The sequence below is a fragment of the Streptomyces sp. NPDC052301 genome (assembly GCF_044593395.1).
GTDB lineage: Bacteria > Actinomycetota > Actinomycetes > Streptomycetales > Streptomycetaceae > Streptomyces.
Genome location: NZ_JBIUBE010000004.1, coordinates 629,611 through 652,825 on the forward strand (window position 1 = coordinate 629,611; position 23,215 = coordinate 652,825).

At 71.9% G+C, this 23,215-nt stretch carries 24 protein-coding genes and 1 pseudogene; 11 read left to right on the forward strand and 14 right to left on the reverse strand.

Features of this window, described 5'->3' with window-relative positions:
- Window positions 1-7 precede the first annotated feature (7 nt).
- The 6 genes from ACIHEJ_RS13855 to ACIHEJ_RS13880 form a co-directional block, all read right to left on the reverse strand.
- Window positions 8-997 carry a zinc-dependent alcohol dehydrogenase family protein gene (locus tag ACIHEJ_RS13855; RefSeq protein ID WP_400135011.1) on the reverse strand — a complete coding sequence of 330 codons (990 nt, stop codon included), beginning with the start codon at window positions 995-997 and terminating at the stop codon, window positions 8-10.
- Window positions 994-1,821, reverse strand: coding sequence for a carbohydrate ABC transporter permease (locus ACIHEJ_RS13860; RefSeq protein ID WP_400135012.1), 828 nt, complete (start codon window positions 1,819-1,821; stop codon window positions 994-996). The genes ACIHEJ_RS13855 and ACIHEJ_RS13860 overlap by 4 nt, the downstream gene beginning before the upstream one ends.
- Complete coding sequence (locus ACIHEJ_RS13865) at window positions 1,818-2,753, reverse strand: carbohydrate ABC transporter permease (protein WP_400135013.1); 936 nt, start codon at window positions 2,751-2,753, stop codon at window positions 1,818-1,820. Before ACIHEJ_RS13865 ends, ACIHEJ_RS13860 begins: the two co-directional genes overlap by 4 nt.
- Entirely contained in the window at window positions 2,750-4,120 is a 1,371-nt protein-coding gene (locus ACIHEJ_RS13870; protein ID WP_400135014.1) for an ABC transporter substrate-binding protein, read from the reverse strand. The genes ACIHEJ_RS13865 and ACIHEJ_RS13870 overlap by 4 nt, the downstream gene beginning before the upstream one ends.
- Before the next feature lie 77 nt (window positions 4,121-4,197).
- On the reverse strand, window positions 4,198-4,968 hold the full coding sequence (locus tag ACIHEJ_RS13875) for a DeoR/GlpR family DNA-binding transcription regulator (protein ID WP_400135150.1): 771 nt from the start codon (window positions 4,966-4,968) through the stop codon (window positions 4,198-4,200).
- Window positions 4,969-5,241: 273 nt separating this feature from the next.
- On the reverse strand, window positions 5,242-6,051 hold the full coding sequence (locus tag ACIHEJ_RS13880; protein ID WP_400135015.1) for an NAD-dependent epimerase/dehydratase family protein: 810 nt from the start codon (window positions 6,049-6,051) through the stop codon (window positions 5,242-5,244).
- A 213-nt stretch (window positions 6,052-6,264) separates the two neighbouring features.
- Between ACIHEJ_RS13880 and ACIHEJ_RS13885 the strand changes: the two genes are divergently transcribed.
- From ACIHEJ_RS13885 to ACIHEJ_RS13925, 9 genes and pseudogenes are all read left to right on the forward strand, one after another.
- Window positions 6,265-7,206 carry a 5-dehydro-4-deoxyglucarate dehydratase gene (locus ACIHEJ_RS13885; RefSeq protein ID WP_400135016.1) on the forward strand — a complete coding sequence of 314 codons (942 nt, stop codon included), beginning with the start codon at window positions 6,265-6,267 and terminating at the stop codon, window positions 7,204-7,206.
- Window positions 7,203-8,366, forward strand: coding sequence for a hypothetical protein (locus tag ACIHEJ_RS13890; protein WP_400135017.1), 1,164 nt, complete (start codon window positions 7,203-7,205; stop codon window positions 8,364-8,366). The genes ACIHEJ_RS13885 and ACIHEJ_RS13890 overlap by 4 nt, the downstream gene beginning before the upstream one ends.
- Before the next feature lie 82 nt (window positions 8,367-8,448).
- Complete coding sequence (locus ACIHEJ_RS13895) at window positions 8,449-9,039, forward strand: TIGR03086 family metal-binding protein (protein ID WP_400135018.1); 591 nt, start codon at window positions 8,449-8,451, stop codon at window positions 9,037-9,039.
- A gap of 67 nt (window positions 9,040-9,106) precedes the next feature.
- Window positions 9,107-9,484: a hypothetical protein gene (locus ACIHEJ_RS13900; protein WP_400135019.1), complete on the forward strand. Its 378-nt coding sequence runs from the start codon at window positions 9,107-9,109 to the stop codon at window positions 9,482-9,484.
- Window positions 9,485-9,565: 81 nt separating this feature from the next.
- Entirely contained in the window at window positions 9,566-10,318 is a 753-nt protein-coding gene (locus tag ACIHEJ_RS13905) for an MBL fold metallo-hydrolase (RefSeq protein WP_400135020.1), read from the forward strand.
- Window positions 10,319-10,461: 143 nt separating this feature from the next.
- Complete coding sequence (locus ACIHEJ_RS13910; RefSeq protein ID WP_400135021.1) at window positions 10,462-11,118, forward strand: GntR family transcriptional regulator; 657 nt, start codon at window positions 10,462-10,464, stop codon at window positions 11,116-11,118.
- Window positions 11,115-12,026 carry a dihydrodipicolinate synthase family protein gene (locus tag ACIHEJ_RS13915; RefSeq protein WP_400135022.1) on the forward strand — a complete coding sequence of 304 codons (912 nt, stop codon included), beginning with the start codon at window positions 11,115-11,117 and terminating at the stop codon, window positions 12,024-12,026. Before ACIHEJ_RS13910 ends, ACIHEJ_RS13915 begins: the two co-directional genes overlap by 4 nt.
- Window positions 12,023-13,735, forward strand: coding sequence for an L-arabinonate dehydratase (gene araD, locus ACIHEJ_RS13920; RefSeq protein WP_400135023.1), 1,713 nt, complete (start codon window positions 12,023-12,025; stop codon window positions 13,733-13,735). Before ACIHEJ_RS13915 ends, araD begins: the two co-directional genes overlap by 4 nt.
- A 105-nt stretch (window positions 13,736-13,840) precedes the next feature.
- A pseudogene (locus tag ACIHEJ_RS13925) lies at window positions 13,841-14,038 on the forward strand (sugar ABC transporter permease); the annotation flags it as partial.
- Window positions 14,039-14,193: 155 nt separating this feature from the next.
- Here the strand turns inward: ACIHEJ_RS13925 and ACIHEJ_RS13930 are convergent.
- Window positions 14,194-14,700, reverse strand: coding sequence for a hypothetical protein (locus ACIHEJ_RS13930; RefSeq protein ID WP_400135024.1), 507 nt, complete (start codon window positions 14,698-14,700; stop codon window positions 14,194-14,196).
- Window positions 14,697-15,089 carry a hypothetical protein gene (locus ACIHEJ_RS13935; protein ID WP_400135025.1) on the reverse strand — a complete coding sequence of 131 codons (393 nt, stop codon included), beginning with the start codon at window positions 15,087-15,089 and terminating at the stop codon, window positions 14,697-14,699. The genes ACIHEJ_RS13930 and ACIHEJ_RS13935 overlap by 4 nt, the downstream gene beginning before the upstream one ends.
- Before the next feature lie 244 nt (window positions 15,090-15,333).
- Between ACIHEJ_RS13935 and ACIHEJ_RS13940 the strand changes: the two genes are divergently transcribed.
- Window positions 15,334-16,131, forward strand: coding sequence for an HAD family acid phosphatase (locus ACIHEJ_RS13940; protein ID WP_400135026.1), 798 nt, complete (start codon window positions 15,334-15,336; stop codon window positions 16,129-16,131).
- A gap of 44 nt (window positions 16,132-16,175) precedes the next feature.
- On the opposite strand, the gene ACIHEJ_RS13945 is transcribed toward ACIHEJ_RS13940, so the two are convergent.
- Window positions 16,176-16,628, reverse strand: a complete 453-nt coding sequence (locus ACIHEJ_RS13945; protein ID WP_400135027.1) for a sigma factor — start codon at window positions 16,626-16,628, stop codon at window positions 16,176-16,178.
- A gap of 165 nt (window positions 16,629-16,793) precedes the next feature.
- On the opposite strand from ACIHEJ_RS13945, the gene ACIHEJ_RS13950 reads away from it, so the two are divergent.
- Window positions 16,794-18,245, forward strand: coding sequence for an NCS2 family permease (locus tag ACIHEJ_RS13950; RefSeq protein ID WP_400135028.1), 1,452 nt, complete (start codon window positions 16,794-16,796; stop codon window positions 18,243-18,245).
- Window positions 18,246-18,266: 21 nt separating this feature from the next.
- On the opposite strand, the gene ACIHEJ_RS13955 is transcribed toward ACIHEJ_RS13950, so the two are convergent.
- The 5 genes from ACIHEJ_RS13955 to ACIHEJ_RS13975 all read right to left on the reverse strand — a co-directional run bounded on the left by ACIHEJ_RS13955 (window position 18,267) and on the right by ACIHEJ_RS13975 (window position 23,213).
- A complete protein-coding gene (locus ACIHEJ_RS13955) occupies window positions 18,267-19,721 on the reverse strand; it encodes a peptidoglycan D,D-transpeptidase FtsI family protein (RefSeq protein WP_400135029.1) in 1,455 nt (484 codons plus the stop codon).
- A gap of 65 nt (window positions 19,722-19,786) precedes the next feature.
- Window positions 19,787-20,449, reverse strand: a complete 663-nt coding sequence (locus ACIHEJ_RS13960; RefSeq protein ID WP_400135030.1) for a response regulator — start codon at window positions 20,447-20,449, stop codon at window positions 19,787-19,789.
- Window positions 20,450-20,463: 14 nt separating this feature from the next.
- Window positions 20,464-21,708: a sensor histidine kinase gene (locus ACIHEJ_RS13965; protein ID WP_400135031.1), complete on the reverse strand. Its 1,245-nt coding sequence runs from the start codon at window positions 21,706-21,708 to the stop codon at window positions 20,464-20,466.
- Window positions 21,705-22,664, reverse strand: coding sequence for a hypothetical protein (locus ACIHEJ_RS13970; protein ID WP_400135032.1), 960 nt, complete (start codon window positions 22,662-22,664; stop codon window positions 21,705-21,707). The genes ACIHEJ_RS13965 and ACIHEJ_RS13970 overlap by 4 nt, the downstream gene beginning before the upstream one ends.
- 78 nt (window positions 22,665-22,742) lie before the next feature.
- The gene (locus tag ACIHEJ_RS13975) at window positions 22,743-23,213 is read right to left on the reverse strand and encodes a GNAT family N-acetyltransferase (protein ID WP_400135033.1); all 471 of its coding nucleotides are present in this window, start codon (window positions 23,211-23,213) and stop codon (window positions 22,743-22,745) included.
- Between the last annotated feature and the right edge of the window lie 2 nt (window positions 23,214-23,215).

The window sequence follows — 23,215 nt, forward strand, 5'->3', positions numbered from 1 at the left end:
GCACGTCCTACGGCACCACGACGATCTTCCGTCCCACGCCCGCCGCGAACTGCTCCAGTGCCTGCGGGTACCGCGCGAGCGGGATCCGGTCGCTGATGAAAACCTCCGGGTCCAGTACCCCGTTCGCGAACAGCTCGGCCGCCCGCTCGAAGCTGTGGAGCACCGCCATGGAGCCGGTGATGGTGATCTCCTGGTTGTAGATCCGGTACGGGTCGATCGTCACGCGGGTCGCGTAGTCGGCCACCCCGAACTGCAGGAACGTGCCCGCCTTCGCCACCCGGTCCAGGCCGTCCTGGATCGCCGCCGCGTTGCCGGTCGCGTCCACGACCACGTCCCAGCCCCGCGGCCGGTCCAGTTCGTCGGCGCTCGCGGCGGACGCCGAGACGCCGAGCCGGCGGGCCGTCTCCAGGCGGGCCGGGTTGACGTCCACCACGTCCACGCCGGCCGCGCCGGTCCGCTTGGCCAGCTCCAGCATCATCAGACCCATGGTCCCGGAGCCGTAGATCAGCACATGCGCGCCGAGGCGGGACCGCAGGACGTCGTAGCCGCGCACCGCGCAGGACAGGGGCTCCACCAGGGCCGCGTCCTCGGTGCGGACGTGCTCGGGCAGTTTCACGCAGTTCGCCACGGGTGCGACGGCGTACTGTGCCGCCCCGCCCGCCGTCGTCACGCCGATCGCCGCCCACCGCTCGCACAGGTTGTTGTGGCCGGTACGGCAGTAGCGGCACTCGTAGCAGTACAGGGACGGGTCCACGGCCACCCGGTCGCCGACCGCGACCTCGGTGACCTGGCCGCCGACCCCGACCACCTCGCCCGCGAACTCGTGCCCGGGGACGATCGGCAGCTCGGGCGCGAACTCACCCTGGAGGATGTGGAGGTCGGTGCCGCACAGGCCGCACGCGGCGACCTCGACGACGACCTCGCGGGGTCCCGGCGTCGGGTCGGGCACCTCGGTGACGACGGCGCGGCCCACGGACTCGATGACGGCGGCCTTCATTTCACGGCTCCCAACGACAGGCCCTGGACGAGCTTGTCCTGGGCGGCGAACCCCGCGGCGAGCACCGGCAGGGAGATGACGAGCGACGCGGCGCACACCTTCGCCAGGAACAGGCCCTGGCTGGTGATGAAGCCGGTCAGGAAGACGGGGGCGGTCTCGGCGACCACGCCCGTGAGGACCCGGGCGAACAACAGCTCGTTCCAGCTGAAGATGAAGCAGATCAGGGCCGTGGCGGCGATGCCCGGCAGGGCGATGGGGGCGACCACGCGCGCGAGGATCGTCGGCAGCCGGGCGCCGTCGATCTGCGCCGCCTCGATCACCGCCACCGGGACCTCCGCCAGGAACGACTGCATCATCCACACCGCGATCGGCAGGTTCATGGAGGTGTGGAGGACGACCAGGAGCCAGATGTCGTCGAGCGTCCCGGTGTGCTTCGCGAACAGGTAGATCGGCAGCAGCCCGGCCACCACCGGCAGCATCTTCGTGGACAGGAAGAAGAACAGGACGTCCGTCCACTTCCGCACCCGCCGGATCGACAGCGCGTACGCCGCCGGCAGGGCGAGGACCAGGACGAGGGCCGTCGACACCAGCGACGCCACGACCGAGTTGGCCAGGGCCGGCCAGGGGCTCGCGCCGCCGCCCGACCCGAAGAACTCGCGGTAGCCGTCGAGGGTCAGCGAGGCGGCGAAGGACGGCGGGTTGGTCGCCGCGTCCGCCTCGGAGTGGAAGGACGTCAGTGCCATCCAGGCGATGGGCAGGAAGAAGACGATGCCGGTCAGCCAGGCCACCAGGCCGAGCCCGCCTCGGCGCAGTACGGCGCTCATGCGCGGGCCACCTCCTCGCGGAACAGGGACGACACCACGCGCAGGGCGAAGGTCGCGATGACGATCGAGCCGATGACGACCAGGACGCCGGCGGCCGAGGCGAGGCCGTTCTCATGGGCCTGGTAGAAGCTCTGGTAGACGGTGTAGGGCAGGTTGGCGGTGCCGAGGCCGCCGGAGGTGATCGTGAAGACCGCGTCGAAGTTCTGGACGATGTAGATCGAGCCCAGCAGGGCGCCGAGTTCGAGGTAGCGGCGCAGGTGCGGAAGGGTCAGATGGCGGAAGATCTGCCAGTCGCTCGCGCCGTCCACCCGCGCGGCCTCGATCTGCTCGGGGTCACGGCTCTGCAGCCCGGCGAGCAGGATCAGCATCATGAACGGCGTCCACTGCCACACCAGGGAGGCCTCCACCGCGAGCAGCGGGGTGCGGGAGATCCAGTCGGGCTGGGGGCCGCCGACGTAGTGCAACAGGCCGTTGAGCAGCCCGTACTCGGGGTTGAACAGGACGTGCTTCCAGAGCAGGGCCGCGGCCACCGGGACCACCAGGAACGGGGCGATCAGCAGGGTGCGGACGACGCCCCGGCCGCGGAACCGGCGGTTGAGCAGCAGCGCCAGCGCGAGGCCCAGCACCAGGCTGACCAGCACCACCGTCACCGTGAGCAGCACCGTCGTCCAGACCGAGTGGCGCAGGTCCGGGTCGGTCAGGACCTGGTGGTAGTTGTCGAGGCCGGTGAAGCGGCGGGCCTTGGGATAGAGGGCGTTCCAGTTGAAGAAGGAGATCACCAGCGTGGCCACGAACGGCAGCTGGGTCACCACGATCATGAAGACGAGGGCGGGCAGGAGGGGGGCCCGGGTGGCCCAGGCGCGCAGCCGGGCGGAGGGCGGCCGGGTGGCGCGTACCGGTGTCGCGGTCAACGGGGCGGTCGTCGCGGTCATCGTCCCTGGTACTCCTTCGAGATCCGCTCGGCGAGCTGCTGGGACTTCCTCAGGGCCGACTCGACGGACTGGCGTCCGGCGACGGCCGAACTGATCTCCTGGGAGACCTTGGTGCCGAGGTCGGTGAACTCGGGGATGCCGACGAACTGGATGCCGGGCGCGGGGCGCGGCTGGACGCCGGGGTCGTTCGGGCGGGTGCTCTCGATGGCCTGCCGGGTCATCTCCTGGAAGGCGCCGGCCGTCTTGCGGTAGTCGGCGTTCGTGTACGTCGACGCCCGCTTGCCCGCGGGGACGTCGGCCCAGCCGCTGGTCTCGCCGACCAGCTGCTCGTACTGCTTGCCGGACGCCCAGGACACGAACTTCCAGGCCTTGTCCGGGTTGCGGGAGGACTGCTGGATGCCCCAGGCCCAGGTGTAGAGCCAGCCGGAGGAAGGGGTCTTCTCGACGGGGGCGGGGACGTAGCCGAGCTTGCCCCTGACCGGCGAGTCCGCCGCCTCCAGCAGCCCCGCGGCGCTCGTGGCGTCGTACCACATGGCGACCTTGCCCTGGGTCATGTCGTTGAGGCACTCGGCGAAGCCGGACTGGGCGGCGCCGGACTCGCCGTGGCCACGGACCAGGTCGACGTAGAACTTCGTCGCCTTCTCGAACGCGGGGGAGTCGAGGCGCGCGTTCCAGTTCTTGTCGAACCAGGTGCCGCCGAAGGTGTTCACCACCGTGGTCAGGGGCGCCGTCATCTCGCCCCAGCCGGGCAGGCCGCGCAGGCAGATGCCCTTCATCCCGGGCCGTGCGCCGTCCGCCTTCGCGGCGAGGCCGGCGACCTGCGTCCACGTCGGATGCGCCGGCATGGTCAGGCCCTTCGCCGCGAACACGTCCTTGCGGTACATCAGGAAGGACGACTCGCCGTAGAAGGGCTGGCCGTACAGCTTGCCGTCGGCGGCGGTCAGGGACTGGCGCATGGGTGCCAGGACGTCCTGCTCGTCGTACCCGGGGTCCTCGGCGACGTACGAGTTCATCTCGTGCAGCCAGCCGTTGCGGGCATAGATCGGGATCTCGTAGTTGGAGAGGGTGGCCACGTCGTACTGCCCGGCCTGGTTGGCGAAGTCCTGGCTGATCTTGTCGCGGACGTCGTTCTCGGGCAGGACCGTGAAGTTGACCTTGATGCCGGTCTCCTTGGTGAAGTGGGCGGCGGTCAGCTTCTGCAGCTCGGTCATCTGCGGGTTGTTGACCATCAGGACGTTGATGGAGTCGCCGCCGGAACCGGTCCCGCCCGCGCCGACCCAGCAGCCGGAGAGCAGCGGGGCGAGCAGCGTCCCTGCGGCGGCCGTGGCGAGCGTGGCTCGCGGCCTCCGTCGGCTCTGGGTTCGCATGGATCGCTCCTGGACGTATGAGGAGGTAGTGGACATGTACGGGCTGGGGTTCCCGGCAGGGCGGGCGGGCCGGCGGATCAGACCCGGATGACCTGGGGTCCCAGCAGGGAGTAGCGGTGGGCCTCGGCGGCCGGGAGCTGGGTGCTCGTCACGATCGCCTCCAGCGCGCCGACCTCCGCGAACCGGCAGAAGCTGACCGCGCCGAACTTGGTGGGCACGCCCGCGAAGACGGTCCGGCGCGCGACCCTGACGGCCTGCGCCTTGACCTCACCGACCGCCGGGTCGGGCGTGGTCAGACCGTGCTCGCGGGAGATGCCGTTGGCGCCGATGTAGGCGAGGTCGACGACGAACCCGGCGAGCATCTTCGTCGTCCAGTGGTCGACGGTGGCGAGGGTGCCGGCCCGGACCCGGCCGCCGAGCAGCAGTACCGAGACGTGCTCGGCCTCGGCGAGGGCGCCCGCGACCGGCAGGGAGGCGGTGACCACGGTCAGCGGCCGGTCCGCGGGCAGGGACTGGGCGATGAGCTGCGGGGTGAAGCCCTCGTCCACGAAGACCGTCTCCGCGTCCCCGAGCAGCTCGGCCGCGGCGGCCGCGATCCGGCGCTTCTCGGGCACATGGCTGGTGGCGCGGAAGGCGAGCGTCGTCTCGAAGCCGGCGCTCTCCACCGGACAGGCTCCGCCGTGCGTCCGGCGGACCAGGCCGTGGTCCTCCAGGACGCGCAGGTCGCGCCGGACGGTCTCCCTGGCCACGCCCAGCTCGGCGGCGAGCGCGGTGACGTCGACCGAGCCCGTGGCGCGCGCGGTCCGCACGATCTCGCGCCGGCGTTCCTCCGCCGTCCTCGTGCCCATGTCGTCACCCACTTCCCCGCGGAACTGCCCGTTCGGGCTCATGGGGGAATTTCTACAGCGGGTGCACGGCGCTGACCAGGCTTGTTGCGGGTCCGATACTGCCCGTGTGTGCCCGTTCGCCGAGCGGCGTGCCCGGCGCGGACCTGCGAGGCCGTGGCCCGTGAGGTGGGAGCGGGCGGCCCAGATGCCCGGATACGGTGCCGGGCGGGCCCGTTCGGTGCCCGCCCGCGCGCGTGGGCGGTCGTCTTCCGCCGCCCGGGGTCTGCGGAACGATCAGTACGGCCAGATCGGCGGGTCGTTCACGAAGTGCCCGCCCAGGTGGCTCTGGGCCGGGTTCTCGGGGTCCAGCTCGCCCTGCTCGGCGATCAGCTTCTCGGCGTACGGCTCGGAGTCGTCCTGCGGCGCGTAGCCGAGCGCCCGCGCGGAGGTCAGGTCCCACCACAGCCGGGTGTTCGCGGAGGAGCCGTAGACGACCGTGTGACCCACCTCCTCGGCGGTCAGGGCCGCGTGGAAGAGGCGTGCGCCGTCGGCCGGGCTCATCCACACCGAGAGCATGCGCACGCTGGTCGGCTCCGGGAAGCAGGAGCCGATGCGCACCGAGACGGTCTCCAGGCCGTGCCTGTCCCAGTACAGCTGGGCCAGGTCCTCACCGAAGGACTTGGACAGGCCGTAGAAGGTGTCCGGGCGGCGCGGGGTGTCCAGGGGGATCAGCGCCTCGCCCGGGCGCGGGGCCGGGGTGAAGCCGACGGCGTGGTTGGAGGAGGCGAACACGATCCGGGGCACGCCCTCCTGGCGGGCGGCCTCGTACAGGTGGTAGGTGCCCTCGATGTTCGCCTTGAGGATCTTCTCGAAGGGCGCCTCCAGGGAGATGCCCGCGAGATGGATGATCGCGTCCACGCCGCGTACCGCCTCGCGCACCGCCCGCGGGTCCCCGAGGTCCGCGGTGATCGCGTCCGGCTCGCCGTCGACGGGGCGCATGTCGAACAGGCGCAGTGTGTAGCCGTACTCCGGCAGCAGGGACCGCATCAGGGTGCCGAGGCCGCCGGCGGCGCCGGTGAGCAGAACGGTGCGGGGAGCGGGCATCCTCGGTTCTCCTTGTGGCCGATATTCACATACGTGGACACGCTAAAGAGTCACGCCGTGCACCGTCAAGTGTCGCGTGACGCCGGTGAATTCACGCATGATGTCGCGCGTTTGCCTGCTTGACCTGCCATAAGAAGGCCCCGTAGCGTGGCCGCGTTCAGAAACGTAGACGTGGATCAGAAACATGCACCCGCAAGTCCCAAGGGAGCGCCCGTGACGCCAGCCCCTCTCGCCGAACGGCTCAGCGATCCGCGCGGGCCGCTGTTCTTCCCCGTCACGGCCTACGGCCCCGACGGCTCACTCGACCTCGACACCTACCGCACCCATGTGCGCCGGGGCGTCGAGGCCGGGGCCGCCGCGGTGTTCGCCTGCTGCGGCACCGGCGAGTTCCACGCCCTGCTGCCGGAGGAGTTCGAGGCCTGCGTCCGGGTGGCCGTGGAGGCCGCCGAGGGCCGCGTCCCGGTCGTCGCGGGCGTCGGCTACGGCACCGCGCTCGCCCAGCGCTACGCGCGCCTCGCCGAGACGGCGGGCGCCGACGGCCTCCTCGCCCTGCCCCCCTACCTCGTGCTCGCCGGCCAGGAGGGCCTGCTGCGGCACTACCGCGAGATCGCCTCGGCCACCGCGCTGCCGGTGATCGTCTACCAGCGCGACAACGCGGTCCTCACCCCTGGGACGGTCGTCGAACTCGCCCGCACCGACGGTGTCATCGGCCTCAAGGACGGCCTCGGCGACCTCGACCTCATGCAGCGGATCGTCAGCGCCGTCCGCACCGAGGTCCCCGGCGACTTCCTCTACTTCAACGGCCTGCCCACCGCCGAACAGACCCAGCTCGCCTACCGTGCCCTCGGCATCACCCTGTACTCCTCGGCCGTCTTCTGTTTCGCCCCGGAGATCGCCCTCGCCCACCACCGGGCCCTGGAGGACGGCGACCGGACCACCGTGCGGCGCCTCCTGGACGGCTTCTACCGGCCGTTCGTCGAACTGCGCACCCAGGGCCCGGGCTACGCCGTCTCGCTGGTCAAGGCCGGGGTACGGCTGCGCGGCCTGGACGTCGGCGAGGTCCGGCCCCCGCTGCAGGAGCCGACGGAGGACCATGTGAAACAGCTCGCCCGACTGATCGAGCGTGGCTGCGCACTGCTGGAGGAGGACGCGTGAAGGCCTCGGCGTTCGTCTATCCCTGGGACGTCAACGGCGATCCGGCGGCCCCCGCGCGGATCGCGGGACTCGGCGTCGAGCAGGTGACACTCGCCGCCGCCTACCACTCCACCCGCGCCCTGACCCCCCGCCACCCCCGCCGGCGCATCGTCACCGCCGAGTACGCGGCCGTCCTCTACCCGCCGGGCGACCGCTGGTCGGGCCGCGGCCTGCGCCCCTACCCCGCCGGCCGCTGGGCCCCCGGCGACGCCTACGGCGAGGCCGCGCGGGCGCTCTCGGCGGCCGGACTCGAGGTGCACACCTGGGTCGTCCTCGCCCACAACTCCCGGATGGGTGCCGAGCATCCGGACACCTCGGTCGTCAACGCCTACGGCGACCGCTACCCGTGGGCGCCCTGCATCGCCCAGCCCGCCACGCGCGCGTACCTCGTCGACCTGGCCGCCGAGGCCGCCGTACGGCCCGGCGCACAGGGCACCGAGCTGGAGTCCCTCGGCTGGTACGGGCTGCAGCACCTGCACGCCCACGACAAGACCTCCGGCGTCGGCCTCGGGGAGGCCGGGCAGTACCTGATGTCGCTGTGCTTCTGCCCCTCCTGCCGTACCGGCTACGACGAACAGGGCCTGGACGCCGACGCGCTGACGGCCTCCGTGCGCAGCGCGCTGGAGCCCCTGTGGCGGGGCACGGCGCAGGACGAGGGCCGGCCGACGATCGAGAAGCTGCTCGGCGAGGAGACGGCGGCCCGCACGCGCGCGTGGCGGGAGGACACCGCCCGCACCCTCCAGGAGGAGGCCGTCGCCGCCGTACGGGCCGCCGCCCCGGCCGGCTTCCAGGTCCTGCTGCACGCCGACCCGGTCCCCTACCACTGCGGTGCCAACGCGGGCGTCGACCCCGCCCGCATCCTGTCCGTGGCCGACGGCGTGGTGGTGCCCTGCGCGGGCGGTACGGCCCTGCTGGCACCCTTCGCCGGACACGCGGGCGAGCGGACGGTCCTGGCCGCCAACTTCACGGTCGTCACCGGGATGGGCGGCAGCCCCGGCACCCTCGCGGCGGACGCGGCCCGCGCCCGCGCGGAGGGCGCCACCGAACTGCGGCTCTACCACGCGGGCCTCGCGTCGGACGACGACCTCGTGACGGTGCGCGAGGCGCTGTCCACGCGCTGAAAGGCGTCCCGGCACCGATGAGTTTCCGGAGGCGGGACGGTCATCCCTCCGTACGGGTGACCCGACCCCGAAGGAGCACGGCATGACCATGGTCGACCTGGGCCCCCAGACCCGCATCCTGGCGCGGCTCGCCGAGGCGGTCCCCGAGGAACGGCTGACGGGCCCCACACCCTGCCCGGACCTCGCCGTGCGGAACCTGCTGGGCCACCTCCTGATGCTGTCCGTGGCCTTCCGTGACGCGGCCCGCAAGGACCTCGGCGCGACGACCGACACCAGCCCGGACACCGTCGTGCCGGACATCGGTCCCGGCTGGCGCGAGGAGCTGCCCAAGGTGCTGGACGAGCTGGCCGACGCCTGGCGCGACCCGGCCGCCTGGACCGGGAACACCCGGGCCGGCGGGGTGGACCTGCCGGGCGCGGTCGCGGGCGCCGTCGTCGCCGACGAACTGGTGATCCACGGCTGGGACCTGGCCCGCGCGACCGGCCAGGACTACACGCCCGACCCGGCCGCCCTGGACTCGGCGTTCGTCTTCCTGGAGGCCGCCGCCGGCGACCCGGACCGCGGGGGCGGCCTGTTCGGCCCGGTGGTCGAGGTCCCCGGGACCGGGTCCCGGCTGGACCGTGCGGTGGGACTGAGCGGCCGGGACCCGGGGTGGCGGCCGGTGACTGAGTAGGCCGACCGGTCCGGGATGAGTACGTGGACCGGTGCGGCCGCGTCCTCCGCGCCGGTTCACTGCTCGCATGACCACACAGCACTTCGCGACGCTTCCGGAACCGGCCGACCGGGGCGAACGGGACCCCAGGGCCTGGGTGGCGCCGACGGTCGCGACGGCCCTGATGCTCGTGTCCGGACCGGCCGCCCTCCTGTTCGGCGCGCTGTCCGCGATGGCTACGGACAGCTGCGGCCCCGAAGACTGCTCGGACGCGCTGAACACCGCGCTGGCCTGGATCTACGGCCTGCTCTCCTACGGCGGCCCGCTCGCCCTCGCGGCCCTGCTCACGGCATGGCTGCTGCCCTGGAAGCGCCGCTGGTCGGTGACGCGGGCCTGGGTGGCGGCCCTCGCCCTGCTGCCGCCCCTGAGCGTGCTGTACCTCGTGTTCACGCTGCCCGCGCCGTAGCGGGGCACGGCGGGGCCGGGCGGTGCCCTCCGGTTGCCCGAGTGGGCCGGAACGGCCGCCCCGCCGTCGTACTCTCGCCCCATGCCTCTCACGCTCACCGTCCTCGGCACCGCCTCCCCGCACCCGGGCCCCGACCGGCCCTGCTCGGGGTATCTGCTCTCCGGCGGGGGCGCCGAGGTGTGGGTGGACGCCGGGCCCGGCACGTTCGCCACGTTGCAGCGGCACACGGATCCGGCGCGGCTCACCGCGATCTGGATCTCGCACCTGCACGCCGACCACAGCGCCGACCTGCTGGCCGCGGCCTACGCGTTCGCCTTCGGCGGGACGGCCCCGCCCGCCCCGATCCCGGTGTACGCCCCGCAGGACTGCGCCCGCCGGCTGGCCGGATTCCTCGGGCGCCCGGACGTCGACTTCCTCAAGGGCGTCTTCGACTTCCGTGACCTGTACGACGGGCACGACGTCCGGCACTGGAACCTCCGCCTGAGCGCCCGCGCCGTCGCCCACGGCACCGAGGCCTACGGGCTGCGCGCCGAGTGCCAGGGCAGCGTGCTCGCGTACTCGGGCGACAGTGGACCCTGCCCGGCGCTCGTCGAACTCGCCGCTCGGGCCGACCTGTTCCTGTGCGAGGCCGACATCGACGTCCATCGCGATGGCGAACAGGTCCATCTGACTCCGGAGGACGCCGGCCGCATCGCTCGTGCCGCCCATGTGCGCGAGCTGCTCGTCACCCATGTCGGGCCCACCCTCGACCGGGAGGCGGCCACCGCGCGGGCGGCCGAGACCGCGGGCCGGCCCACCTACACCGCCGTCGAGGGCGACATCCACACCGTCTGAGGACGCCGCCCGCCTGCTTCGCGGGACGTCATCCGCCTTCTTTGTCAGAAGCATTGACGACACCCGGGCCCCCTCCTACCTTCAACACGTCGTACTTCGTACGTCATATATGAGACGCGATACGTGAGATCCGAGAGGGCCGCATGACCTCTGTGCCCACGCCGATCCCGTCCCGCACGCAGTACGTGCTGGACGCGATCAAACACCGCATCCTGACGGGGCGGTTGACGCCCGGCCAGGCCTTGGTCGAGACGGAGCTGGCCGCACAGTTCGGGGTGTCCAAGACCCCGGTGCGGGAGGCGCTGAAGACCCTCGCCGGGACCGGGCTGGTCGTGATGAGCCAGTACAAGGGCGTCACGGTGCGCATGGTGGACGCGGACATGGCGCGCGAGGTCTACGACGTGCGCCTGCTGCTGGAGCCGGAGGCCCTGCGCCGGGCGGTGCGCAGAGGCGCCTCCCTGGACGCCGCCCGCTCCGCGCTGACCCGCGCCGACGACGCCACCGACACCGCCGAACGCTCCCTCGCCAACCGCGAGTTCCACCGCGCCCTCTACCTGCCCTGCGGCAATCCGCTGCTCGGCCGGATGCTCGACGAGGTCCGCGACCAGGCCGCCCTCGTCTCCGCCGTCGCCTGGGCGGCTTCCCCCTCCTGGGAGCGTGAGGCCGACGAACACCGCGAGATCCTCCGGCTCGCCCTGGAAGGCGACGCGGACGGCGCGGCCCGCGCCCTGCACGCCCACATCGCGTCCTTCGTCGAGCGCGCCTACCCCGAAGCCTGGGCAGAGGGAGGCCAGGAATGAGCACCGTGGCATTCGAGACCCAACGGGCGGCCCTGGCCGACGTGGTGGCCATCCCGGTGACCCCCTTCGCCGAGGACGGCAGCGTCGACCCGTCCGCCCACCGGGCCCTGCTGCGCCGGCTCCTCGACGGCGGGATCCGCACGCTCACGCCGTGCGGCAACACCGGCGAGTTCTACGCCCTCACTCCCGAGGAGCGCCGCCTCGTCACCGAGCTGACGGTCGACGAGGCCGGCGACCGCGCCACGATCCTGGTGGGCGTCGGGCACGACCTGCCCACCGCCGTCGCCTCCGCACGGCACGCCCGCGACCTCGGCGCCCGGATGGTCATGGTCCACCAGCCCGTGCACCCGTACGTCTCGGCGGCCGGCTGGGTCGACTACCACCGCGCCATCGCCGAGGCCGTCCCCGAGCTGGGCGTGGTGCCGTACATCCGCAACGACCGGTTGCCCGGCGCCCGTCTCGCCGAACTCGCCGACCACTGCCCGAACGTCATCGGCGTCAAGTACGCCGTACCGGACGCGGCCCGCTTCGCCGCCTTCGCCCGCGACGCCGGCCTGGACCGCTTCGTCTGGGTCGCCGGTCTCGCCGAGCCGTACGCCCCCTGCTACTTCTCCGCGGGCGCCACCGGGTTCACCTCAGGACTCGTGAACGTCGCCCCGGCCGTCTCGCTGAACATGCTTGAAGCGCTTCGATCCGGTGACTACCCGGCCGCCATGAAGGTCTGGGAGCAGATCCGCCGCTTCGAGGAACTGCGCGCCGCGCACGGCTCCGCCGACAACGTCACCGTCGTCAAGGAGGCCCTCGCCGCGCTCGGCCTGTGCCGCAGGGACGTCCGCCCGCCGAGCAAGCCACTGCCCGAGGACGAACGCGCCGAGGTCGCCGCCGTCGCCGCCGGGTGGCCGATATGAAGAAGCTGCGAAGCGATCAGTGGTACCGGACCGACGGACTGCGGTCGTTCAGCCACCGGGCCCGGACCCGGCAGCTCGGGTATCTGCCCGAGGAGCATCTGGGCAAGCCCGTGATCGCCGTGCTCAACACGTGGTCCGACATCAACCCCTGCCATGTGCATCTGCGGGACCGGGCACAGGCGGTGAAGCGGGGGGTGTGGCAGTCCGGCGGGTTCCCCCTCGAGTTCCCGGTCTCGACACTGAGCGAGACCTTCCAGAAGCCGACGCCGATGCTCTACCGGAACCTGCTGGCGATGGAGACGGAGGAGTTGCTGCGCTCCTATCCGGTCGACGGGGCCGTGCTGATGGGCGGATGCGACAAGTCGACGCCCGCGCTGCTGATGGGCGCGGCCAGCGTGGACCTGCCCGCCGTCTTCGTGCCGGCCGGACCCATGCTGCCCGGGCACTGGCGCAACGAGGTGCTGGGATCCGGTACGGACATGTGGAAGTACTGGGACGACAAGCGCGCGGGCCTGATCGGCGACTGCGAGATCGGCGAGCTGGAGAGCGGCCTCGCGCGTTCCCCGGGACACTGCATGACCATGGGGACGGCGTCCACGCTCACCGCCGCCGCGGAGGCGCTCGGCGTGACCGTCCCGGGCGCGTCGAGCATTCCCGCCGTCGACTCCGGGCACGACCGGATGGCCGCCAGGGCGGGGATGACGGCCGTGGAGCTGGTGCGCAACGACCGGAGACTGTCTCAGATACTCACCCGGGAGGCCTTCGAGGACGCCGTCACCACCGTCCTCGGCCTCGGCGGCTCCACCAACGCCGTGATCCATCTGATCGCCATGGCGGGCCGCGCCGGGGTGAAGCTCACCCTGGACGACTTCGACCGCATCGCCCGCACCGTTCCCGTCCTCGCCGACGTGCGCCCCGGCGGACAGCGGTACCTGATGGAGGACTTCCACTTCGCGGGCGGCCTGCCCGGCTTCCTCTCCCGCATCCCGGACCTGCTCCACCTGGACCGGCCGACCGTGTCGTACGGCACCCTGCGCGAGCAGATCGACGGCGCCCGGGTGCACGACGACGACGTGATCCGGCCCCGCGACAAACCGGTCGCGCGCGAGGGCGGGGTCGCCGTCCTGCGCGGCAACCTCTGCCCGGACGGCGCGGTCATCAAGCACATCGCGGCCGAGCCCCGGCTGCTCCGGCACACCGGCCCGGCGGTCGTCTTCGACGACTACAGGACCATGCAGCGCACCATCGACGACCCCGCGCTCGGCATCACCGCCGACAGCGTGCTGGTGCTGCGCAACGCCGGGCCCAAGGGCGGCCCGGGCATGCCCGAGTACGGCATGCTCCCCCTCCCCGACCACCTGCTCAAGCAGGGCGTGCGGGACATGGTCCGGATCTCCGACGCCCGCATGAGCGGCACCAGTTACGGCACCTGCGTGCTGCACGTGGCGCCCGAGTCGTACATCGGTGGCCCGCTGGCCCTGGTCCGCACCGGGGACCTCATCACCCTGGACGTCGAGGCCCGCACGCTCCGTCTCCACGTGGACGACGCGGAGCTGGAGCGCCGCAGGGAGGCGTGGACGCCGCCGCCCGCCCGGTACGAGCGCGGCTACGGGGCCCTCTACGACGAGCAGATCACGCAGGCCGACACGGGCTGCGACTTCGAGTTCCTGGCCCGGCCGGGCACGGTGCCGGACCCGTACGCCGGCTGACCCACGCATCGCAAGAGGTGAAGTGCTTCACCCATGCCCATGGAGCAAGCGCTTCCTGTACCCGCTGCACCCGCCACACCGCTCCCCGCGAACGGAGAAACAGTCATGGCCCCGGCCGCAGCCGTGACGAAACCACCCGTGCCACTCTGGCGGCGCCGTGCCTCCGCGACCCCGCGCAGGCTGCCGTACCTGCTGATCGCCCCGGCGGCCCTGCTGATGCCGGGCTTCATCGCCTGTCCGGTGCTCAGAGTCTTCTCCTACAGCCTGCAGAACTACAACCCGACCGAGCCGTGGCGGAACGGCTCGCGGGACTCGACAGACCTACGACCCGGCGGTGTGGGGCCACGGCAAGAACCTCGACGGGGATCCCGACGACAGCCCCGAGGGCCTGCGCCGCGCCTCCCAGGCCCGGCAGGACGCCTCCATCAAGGCCTTTGTCCCCGCCGACACGACGATCGTCACCTGGGGGACTGGACGCCGTGGTCCCCCCACGCCACCCACTCCGCCCGGAGGTCCTGACAGCGGACGGTGATCGAGGCGTCGGTGAGCGCGATCTCGTGCACACAGCCGGCGCCCTCGGCACCGTCCTCGTCGCCGGCGTCGTCCGGGAGGATCTCGTCGAGCAGCACGGTGTCGACGCGCAGCCAGTCGATCGCGTGGTGATGGTCGATGGAGAAGTGCCGCACGCCCGAGTAGCTGATGCGCAGCCCGGCGTCGTGCTTGAACCGGTTCGGCGCGAACTCCAGGACGAGCCGCCCGCTCTTGTCGGTCGCGGGACGGATCCCGGCCAGCTCCAGATCCTTCACGCACCGGACGCCACCGGGGATGTCGTAGTGTCCCGGGCCTGAGACGAAGGCCCAGGCACCCGGCGGAAGCAGACCACGCAGGCGGGGCAGCTCGGCCAGGTACCGGCGTGGGTCGAGGAAGAACCCATGCTCCTGCCACCGGACATCGACGAATCTCACCCCTGTGATCCTCTCCGCTCGACCGCCACCGTGACGAGAGCCGGATCCGGCAACTCCGTCGGCGGGGTGTCGCCGTACCAGGCGAACTCGAGCGCGGACAGCCTTCCGCCGTTCACCCACACGAGCAGCTCGCCGACCGGCTCCCCGGATGCGTCCCGCACAGCGCCGACGACCGGAAGGACCCCGCCCGCGACCACAGCCGCCGCAGCCCACGACGGCACGTCCAGGTCCACACTGGGAGACCGGGCTCCCCAGTGCCCCGTGACACGAACCTCAGCGATCTGGTCCCGGAGCTGCTGCACGCCGGGCAGATCAACTCCGAGGAGCATCGTGAGCAGTTCAGGGAGTGAGTCGTGCCAGGGCATCGTCGTATCCGGCGGCGTTCTCACGGAGGAGCTCCTCCCTCGGCATGGGCGGCGGCCTCGGAGTCCGCATCCTCAGGGAGGTCACATCGTCATGCCCTGGCCGGGCACGTGACCGGTTCCGGAGCCCCGTGCCGCGACCGTACCCCGGCGATACCCCGCGCGATAAATGCGTATCGATCGGATAACAGCCCTCGCAGCGCAGGGTGTTATGCGCGTAGACAAGGCGTGACCTGGTACGTCACTCACATTCACCAGATCCGGAGAATCCATGCGGAAGTCCCACAGAGTCGTCGCCGCCGGTGCCGCCTGTGCCCTCGCCGGTGCCGCGCTGTACGGCGCGGGCGCGGCCACCGCCGGTCAGTCGACGGCGAACTCCACCCACGAGCCCTACAACATCGGGCAGTTGGTGAAGGACATCGACACCTACTACGGCACCACCGCCGACGGCAACGGCGTCTACCAGGCGTCCCCGGACAGCCCGTACGCCGAGGACCTGGCGCGCATCGACGCCGACGCCAAGCGCTACATCGACAAGGCGGCCCGCAAGGCGCACCGTCACGGCGAGAAGCCGGCCGTCGTGTTCGACATCGACGACACGCTGCTGCTCAGCCTGGACTACGAGAAGCGCTACAACTACACGTACAACTCCACCACGTGGAACGACTACGTGAACCGCGCCGACCGTCCGGCCGTCTTCGGCAGCCCCGAGCTGGTCCGGTACGCCGAGTCCAAGGGCGTCGAGGTCTTCTACAACTCCGGGCTGAGCGAGGCGCAGCGCGCCGCCGCCGTCGCCAACCTGAAGAAGGTGGGCGCCGATGTGAACCTCGACGCCGACCACATGTTCCTCAAGGACAAGGCCAACCCGCCGGCCTACCTGAGCGACTGCGCCACCCCGGGCACCTGGAACTGCACGACCGTGCAGTACAAGGGCGGCACCCGCGAGCACATCGAGGACGACCTGGGCTACGAGATCATCGCCAACTTCGGCGACCAGTACTCGGACCTCGACGGCGGCCACGCCGACCGCACGTACAAGCTGCCGAACCCGACCTACTTCGTCTCCTGACGAACCGGCCCCCGTCATCGGCGGCACCGTGCCGTGACGGGGGCTCACGGCGGGGCACCGGCACGGCCCCCGCGGGCGCGGCGCTCGGCCTGGGGTGAGCCGGGAGCCTCGGGAGCCGCCGGGGCCGCCGCTGTGCACGGCGAAGTCGCGGTCACCGCGTACGGGTGGCCGTCGGTCGTGCCGGCGACGTCCGGGCCCTCGGTCCTCTCCTCGCGGTGCGACCAGAACAGCGCGATCCGCCGGCGCTCGCGCACCGCGCTGCGGATCCGGGTACGGGCCAGGTTGGCGACCACGCCCCGCGCGTACGCCACCGGGTGGTCGGCGGCGCCCACCCGGCCCCAGCGGTGCCGCAGGGCGAGCAGCGCGTCCGCCGCCCGATCGTCGGCGACGTCCGTCTCGCCGGTCAACCGATATGCGAGGCGCGCGAGTTCGGCGTAGTGCCGCTCGAAGAAGGCATGGAACTCCACGGAGGCGGCGTCGACGACGACTGGCCCCACGGGCGACCTCTGCTCGGCGCGGCACCGAGTTGTGCGGAGGGTCGAACACTGTATGGCCGACCGAACTCGGATTCGTAACACAGAGAAAACCTGAAGTCGGGTTTAACAGAGCTACATTCCGGCCAACATCCGCACACCCCCGACCAGGCGACGAGGAGTTGGACCATGTCCGAGACGCAGACGGTGGACGAGCGGCCGTACGCCGCGCCACCTGCCCGCAACCGCCTCGACCGGTACTTCAGGATCTCCGAACGCGGATCGACGTTCGGCCGGGAGATACGCGGCGGCTTCGCCACGTTCTTCACCATGGCCTACATCCTTGTCCTGAATCCGATCATCCTGGGCAGCGCCAAGGACAAGTTCGGCCACTCCCTCGACACCGGCCAACTCGTCACCGCCACCGCGCTGGTGGCCTGTGTGATGACCGTCGTCATGGGCGTCGGCGGCAACCTCCCGCTCGCCATCGCCGCCGGCCTCGGTCTCAACGCCGTCGTCGCCTTCCAGCTGGCCCCGCTGATGAGCTGGTCCGATGCGATGGGCCTGGTCGTCCTCGAAGGCCTCGTGATCTGTCTGCTGGTGCTCACCGGGCTCCGGCAGGCGATCATGAACGCGATCCCGCACCAGCTGAAGCAGGCCATCGGCGTCGGCATCGGCCTGTTCATCGCCTTCATCGGGTTCGTGGACGCCGGGTTCGTCAGCCGTGTCCCGGACGCCGCCGGCACCACCGTGCCGGTTCAGCTCGGCGCCGTCGGGCGGCTCACCGGCTGGCCCGTGCTCGTCTTCTGCCTCGGCGTGCTGCTCACCGTCGCGCTGCTCGCCCGGAAGGTGAAGGGCGCGATCCTCCTCAGCATCGTGACGACGACCCTCGTCGCGATCGTCATCGACTCCGTCGCCGACATCAAGAGCTGGGGCCTGACCACGCCCAAGGTGCCCGACACGATCGTCGCCACCCCGGACTTCGGGCTGCTCGGTCACTTCAGCCTGTTCGGCGGCTTCGCCAAGGCCGGTGTCGTCACCGCCGTCCTGCTCGTCTTCACCCTCATCCTGTCCGACTTCTTCGACGCCATGGGCACGATCGTCGGCATCAGCGCCGAGGCCGGACTGCTGGACGAGCAGGGGCAGGTACCGGGCATCGGCCGAGTCCTGTTCATCGACGGAGCCGCCGCCGTCGCGGGCGGTCTCGGCTCCGCCTCCTCCAACACCGCCTACATCGAGTCGGCGGCCGGTGTCGGCGAGGGCGCCCGCACCGGCTTCGCCAACCTGGTCACCGGCGGCCTGTTCGGACTCGCCCTCTTCCTGACCCCGCTGCTCACCATCGTCCCGCTGCAGGCGGCGGCACCCGCGCTGATCGCGGTGGGCTTCCTGATGATGACCCAGGTCAAGCACATCGAGTGGGACCGCTACGACATCGCCGTCCCGGCGTTCCTCACCATCGCCGCGATGCCGTTCACCTACTCCATCACCGACGGGATCGGCGCCGGCTTCCTGTCCTACGTCGTCATCAAGACGGTGCTGGGCAAGGCGAAGGAGGTCAACTGGTTGCTGTGGGGTGTGTCGGCGCTGTTCCTGGTGTACTTCGCGATCGATCCGCTGGAGCAGGTGCTCGGGGTCAAGTGAGGGACGCCCGACTCGGGCGCCTCACTTCAGCGCCGCCCGCATCACCGCCCTGGCCACCGGTGCCGCCAGCCCGTTGCCGCTGACCTCGGAGCGAGCCGCGTCCGACTGCTCCACCATCACGGCGACCGCGACCTCCTTGCCGCTGCTGTCGGACTTCCCGTACGACGTGAACCAGGCATACGGCGTCTTGCTGTTGTTCTCGCCGTGCTGGGCGGTACCGGTCTTGCCGCCGACGGTCACGCCGTCGATCAGCGCATTGGTGCCCGTACCGTCCTTCACCACCGTCTCCATCGCCGACTGCAGCTGCTCGGCCGTGGAGGCGCTGATGATCTCCTTGGTCCCGGCGTCGGAGTCGTAGTCCTTCAACACATCACCGCCACTGTCGGTGATCTGGGACACCATGTGCGGCGAGACCAGCTTGCCGCCATTGGCAATGGCCGCCGACACCATGGCCATCTGCAGCGGGGTCGCGGTGACGTCGAACTGGCCGATGCCGGACAGCGCGGTCTGCGCCCTGTCCATGCCGGAGGGGTACACGCTGGCGTAGGAGCGGACCGGCACGTCCTGCTCGTCGTCGTCGAAGCCGAACTTCTCGGCCATGGACCGCACCTTGTCCTGGCCGAGCTGGACGGCCATGTGGCCGAAGACGTTGTTGCAGGAGTACTGCAGGGCGACGCGGATGGAGGCGTTCCTGCACGGCGCCGACTTGTTCTCGTTCTCCAGTACGTGCGACGTGCCCGGCGGGGTGTAGGGGTCCGGGCTGTCGGTGTGCTCGCCCACGTCCTTGTACAGCCCGTCCTCCAGCGCGGCCGCCGCCACGACCAGCTTGAACGTCGAGCCCGGCGGCAGCGGCTGGCGCAGCGCGCGGTTGGTGAGCGGCTTGTCCTTGTCCGCGTTGAGCCGCTTCCACGCCCCACCGGCCGTGTTCGCGTCGGTGAGCGAGGCAGGGTCGTACGAGGGGGTCGACACCACCGCGAGGATCCTGCCGGTCTTCGGGTCGATCGCGACGGCGGCGCCCTTGTTGTCACCGAGCGCGTCGTACGCCGCCTTCTGCACGTCCGGGTCGATGGTGGTGAGCACGTTCCCCGGCTCGGCACGCTCGCCGGTGACGGTGTCCATCACCGTCTTCAGACGGTTGTCCGTGCCGTTCAGCAGGTCCTGGTAGATGCCCTCCAGCTGGGTCGGGGCGTAGGCCTGCGAGGCGAAGCCCGTCACCGCCGCGTACAGCTTGCCGTTCTTGTACGTCCGCTTGTACGCGAGGTCGCTCCCTGTCGTCCGGGCGGAGCCGGTGATCGCGTTCCCGGCCACGATGATGTTCCCGAGCGGGCGTGAGTACGTCTCGATCACGTTCCGCCGGTTGTCGTTGTCGTCCGCGAGGGCCTTGCCGTCGTAGAACTGCACCCAGGTCGCCCTGACCAGCAGAGCGAGCACGAGCAGCAGTGCGAAGACGGACGCCCGCCTGATCGTCTTGTTCATCCCGCTCGGAAGACGAGCGGACGGGGGTGGATCGTTCCCGTACGCCCGGATTTCTCATCGGGTGCTCATCCCGCGCTCAGGAAACCGGTCTCGTACGCGGCGATCACCGCCTGGGTGCGATCCCGCGCGCCGGTCTTGGCGAGGACGGCCGCCACGTGCGTCTTCACGGTGGCGGGACCCACGTCCAGGCGCCGGGCGATCTCCGCGTTGGTCAGCCCGTCGGCCATGTGCCGCAGCACGTCGCGTTCGCGTCCGGTGAGCTTGCTCACCCAGGGCGCGGACGGTGCGGCGGCGCGGGCGTGCCGGGCCGCGAGGGCCCGTACGGCCGACGGGAACAGCAGGCTGTCGGTGCGCGCGACCAGCCGTACCGCCTGGACGAGGGTGTCCGCGTCGGACCGCTTGAGCAGGAAGCCGGCGGCCCCGGCGCGCAGGGCGTCGTACACGTAGGAGTCGTTCTCGAAGGTGGTCACGACGATCACCCGCGGCGGCCGTTCCGTGGTGGCGAGAATCTGCTCGGTGGCCCGGATGCCGTCGACCTGGGGCATGCGGACGTCCATGAGGACGACGTCGGGCCGCAGTTCACGGACCACGGACACCGCCTCGGCGCCGGTCGCCGCCTCGCCGGCCACCTCCAGTCCGGGCTCGGCGGAGAGGATGGCGCGCAGAGCGGTGCGGACCATGCGCTCGTCGTCGGCGAGGACGATCCGGATCGGTGCGGGCTGTGTCATGCGGGTCCCTCGGCTCAGCGGGCGGTCAACGGCAGTCGTACGTGCAGACGCCAGGCAGCCCCGGCGACTCCGGCCTGGGCGCTGCCGCCCAGCAGCCGCACCCGGTCGGCGATGCCGCGCAGGCCGTGGCCGCCGCCGGGGCGGGTCGCCGGGACGGCGGCGCCCAGGGGGTTCTCGACGGTGATCTCCAGGTGGCCGTCGGCGGTGGCGATACGGACGCTGACCGGTTCACCGGCGTGCTTGAGGGCGTTGCTGAGCCCCTCCTGCACGATCCGGTACGCCTCCCGGGAGACCAGCGGGGGCAGCGCGCCCGGGTCGGCGTCGACCGTGGCCGTCACCGGCTGTCCGGCGGCCCGGGTACGGCGCAGCAGCCCGTCCAGGTCGGCCGCGAGGGTCGGCGCGGGCGCGGTGCCGGGCGTGTCCCCGTCCCGCAACACCCCGAGGACGGCGTCGAGTTCGCCGACCGTGCGCCGGGTGGTGTCCTCGATGGCGGCCAGCGCCTCGCGGACGAACTCCGGGTCGGTGTCGAACAGCCGGCGGGCGGCACTCGCCTGCAGGGTGACCGCGCTGAGGGCGTGGCCGACGGAGTCGTGCAGCTCGCGGGCGAGCCGGTTGCGGACGGCGAGGTCGGCGGCGCGGGACTCGGCGGCGGCCAGCCGGTCCTGCGGGGTGGGCCCGAGCAGGGCGGGCGCCCAGTGGGCCAGCAGCGCCCCACAGCCCGCGGCGCACGCGGCGAGCGCGCACAGCATCGCCAGCCCGGCCACCGGGGACAGCGCCGGCGCCCAGCCGTGGTCCAGCACATGGGGCAGGCCGAGCGAGGTGTGGCGCAGCCCGGCGAACACGGGCAGCACGATCAGCACCGTCGCGAACGGCGGTACGGCCAGCGACATCCCCGAGACGATCGCGCCGAGCCCCAGGTGCAGCGTGAACCAGGCCGCCGTACGCGCGCGTTCGGCCCCGGTGCGGGCCGGGCGGTGGGACAGGGCGTCCCCGTCGACCCCGCACAGGGCGCGCACGGCGGTGGACTCCAGCGGCCGGGTCAGCGGGAACACCGAGGTGACGGCGGCGATCGGCAGGCCCACGGCGAACGACCCCAGTTGCAGCGGCAGCGAGGTGAAGACGTCGTCCACCCCGGTCAACGGACCGACGATCACCGAGCCGACCAGCACGTACGGCATGGCGAGCGCGCCGCCGAGGATCAGGTGGACCCAGCGGCGCCGCGCCCGCCCGCCGAGCAGCGGGCTCAACGCCCGTCTCACCGCGGTGCCTTGACGGACCGCTCCGCGAGGAAGTGGGCCGTGAGGCTCGCCACCAGGAAGCCGACGATCATCTGCACAGCGTAGGTGAGACTCAGCAGCGGTGTCGGCCGGTCGGCGAGGGTGTGGGCCGTCACCAGCGTGGCCAGCGCAGTCCAGCCGCCCCAGCAGGCCACGGCGCCGGAGCCGACCCAGGCCAGCGCGAGCGGCACGGCGACCGGCAGGGAGCGGCCCCGGTGGAAGGCGAGCTGCCCGGCGCCGGTGACGGCGGCGGCGAGGAAGAGGACGTACACGGCCTCCATCAGCCGGTCTCCGCCCCCGCTCCGGCCGGCCGTGACCCCGCAGGCCCACAGCAGCCGCACCGCGCCCGCGGCCAGCCCCAGGAACATCACCGTCACGGCCGTCAGGCGCTGCGCGGACGCCCCGGCCCGCGCGGGCAGTTCCCGCACCCGCCCCCGCCACAGCCGCCCCCAGCGCGTGCGGGCGTACCCGGCGAACAGCGTGCCCAGCGCCAGCCCCTGCACGATGAACCCGCCGTACACCAGCGCGAACACCCAGCCGTCCAGGAAGGGCTTGTCGCCCCCGCCGCCCCCGCCCCGGTTCAGGAGCAGCTGCAGCGGGAACCCGACCATGATCGGCGCGAGCAGTCCGGTGGCGATCCACATCGGCACCGCGAGCAGCCAGGCGGGCACGCGCACCCCCCACGGGCGGGTCAGCAGCAGGGCCAGCACCACGACGGCCGCGTCCATCAGCACGGTGAGCCCGTTGGCGAGGGCCATGGTCAGCCGCTGCTCCAGCAGCGGACTGCCGTCCGGGATGCCGAGGTGACTCCCGGAGATCCAGGCGACCTTCAGGGAGAGGTACGGCAGGCAGGCGGCGATCGCGACGAGTCGCAGCGCCCGGCGGCGCGAGGAGACGGCGGCAACGGCGGCCGGGCGGGGGACGGTCGAGGAGGTCATGCCCCAACGCTCCCGCTTGGCCGGGACGTTCACCTCCTGCGCCCCGACGAACCCGCTCCGCCGCCCGGGGGAGGAGGATCACTCCTCCAGGATGAGGACCACCTCGGCGATCTCCTCGCCCCGCCCGCCCGCATACCCCCGCGCCCGCGCGCTCTCCCGGAAGCCGCACTTCTCCAGCACCCGCAGCGAGGCGGTGTTGTCGGCGGCGGCCCGGGCGTACAGCGGGCGCTCGGGCACCTCGGTGAGGAGGGCCCGCAACGCGGCCGTCGCCACGCCCCGACCCCAGTGCACGCGGTCGATCCAGTACGTCACCTCACGTTCACCGGCCACGCCGTAGACCGCCGCGCTGCCGGCCACGGCCCCGTCGGCCAGGACCGTGCGCAGCACGTCGGAGGAGTCCCGGAGGCGCTGCCAGTGGGCCGCGAAGGTGTCCCGGTCGTACGGGTTCTCCGGGCCGAACGCGGCCATCCGGACGGCCTCCGGGTCGGTCATCTGCCGGAAGAACACCGGCAGGTCACTGTCCTGCACGGTGCGCAGCGCGATCTCCATGG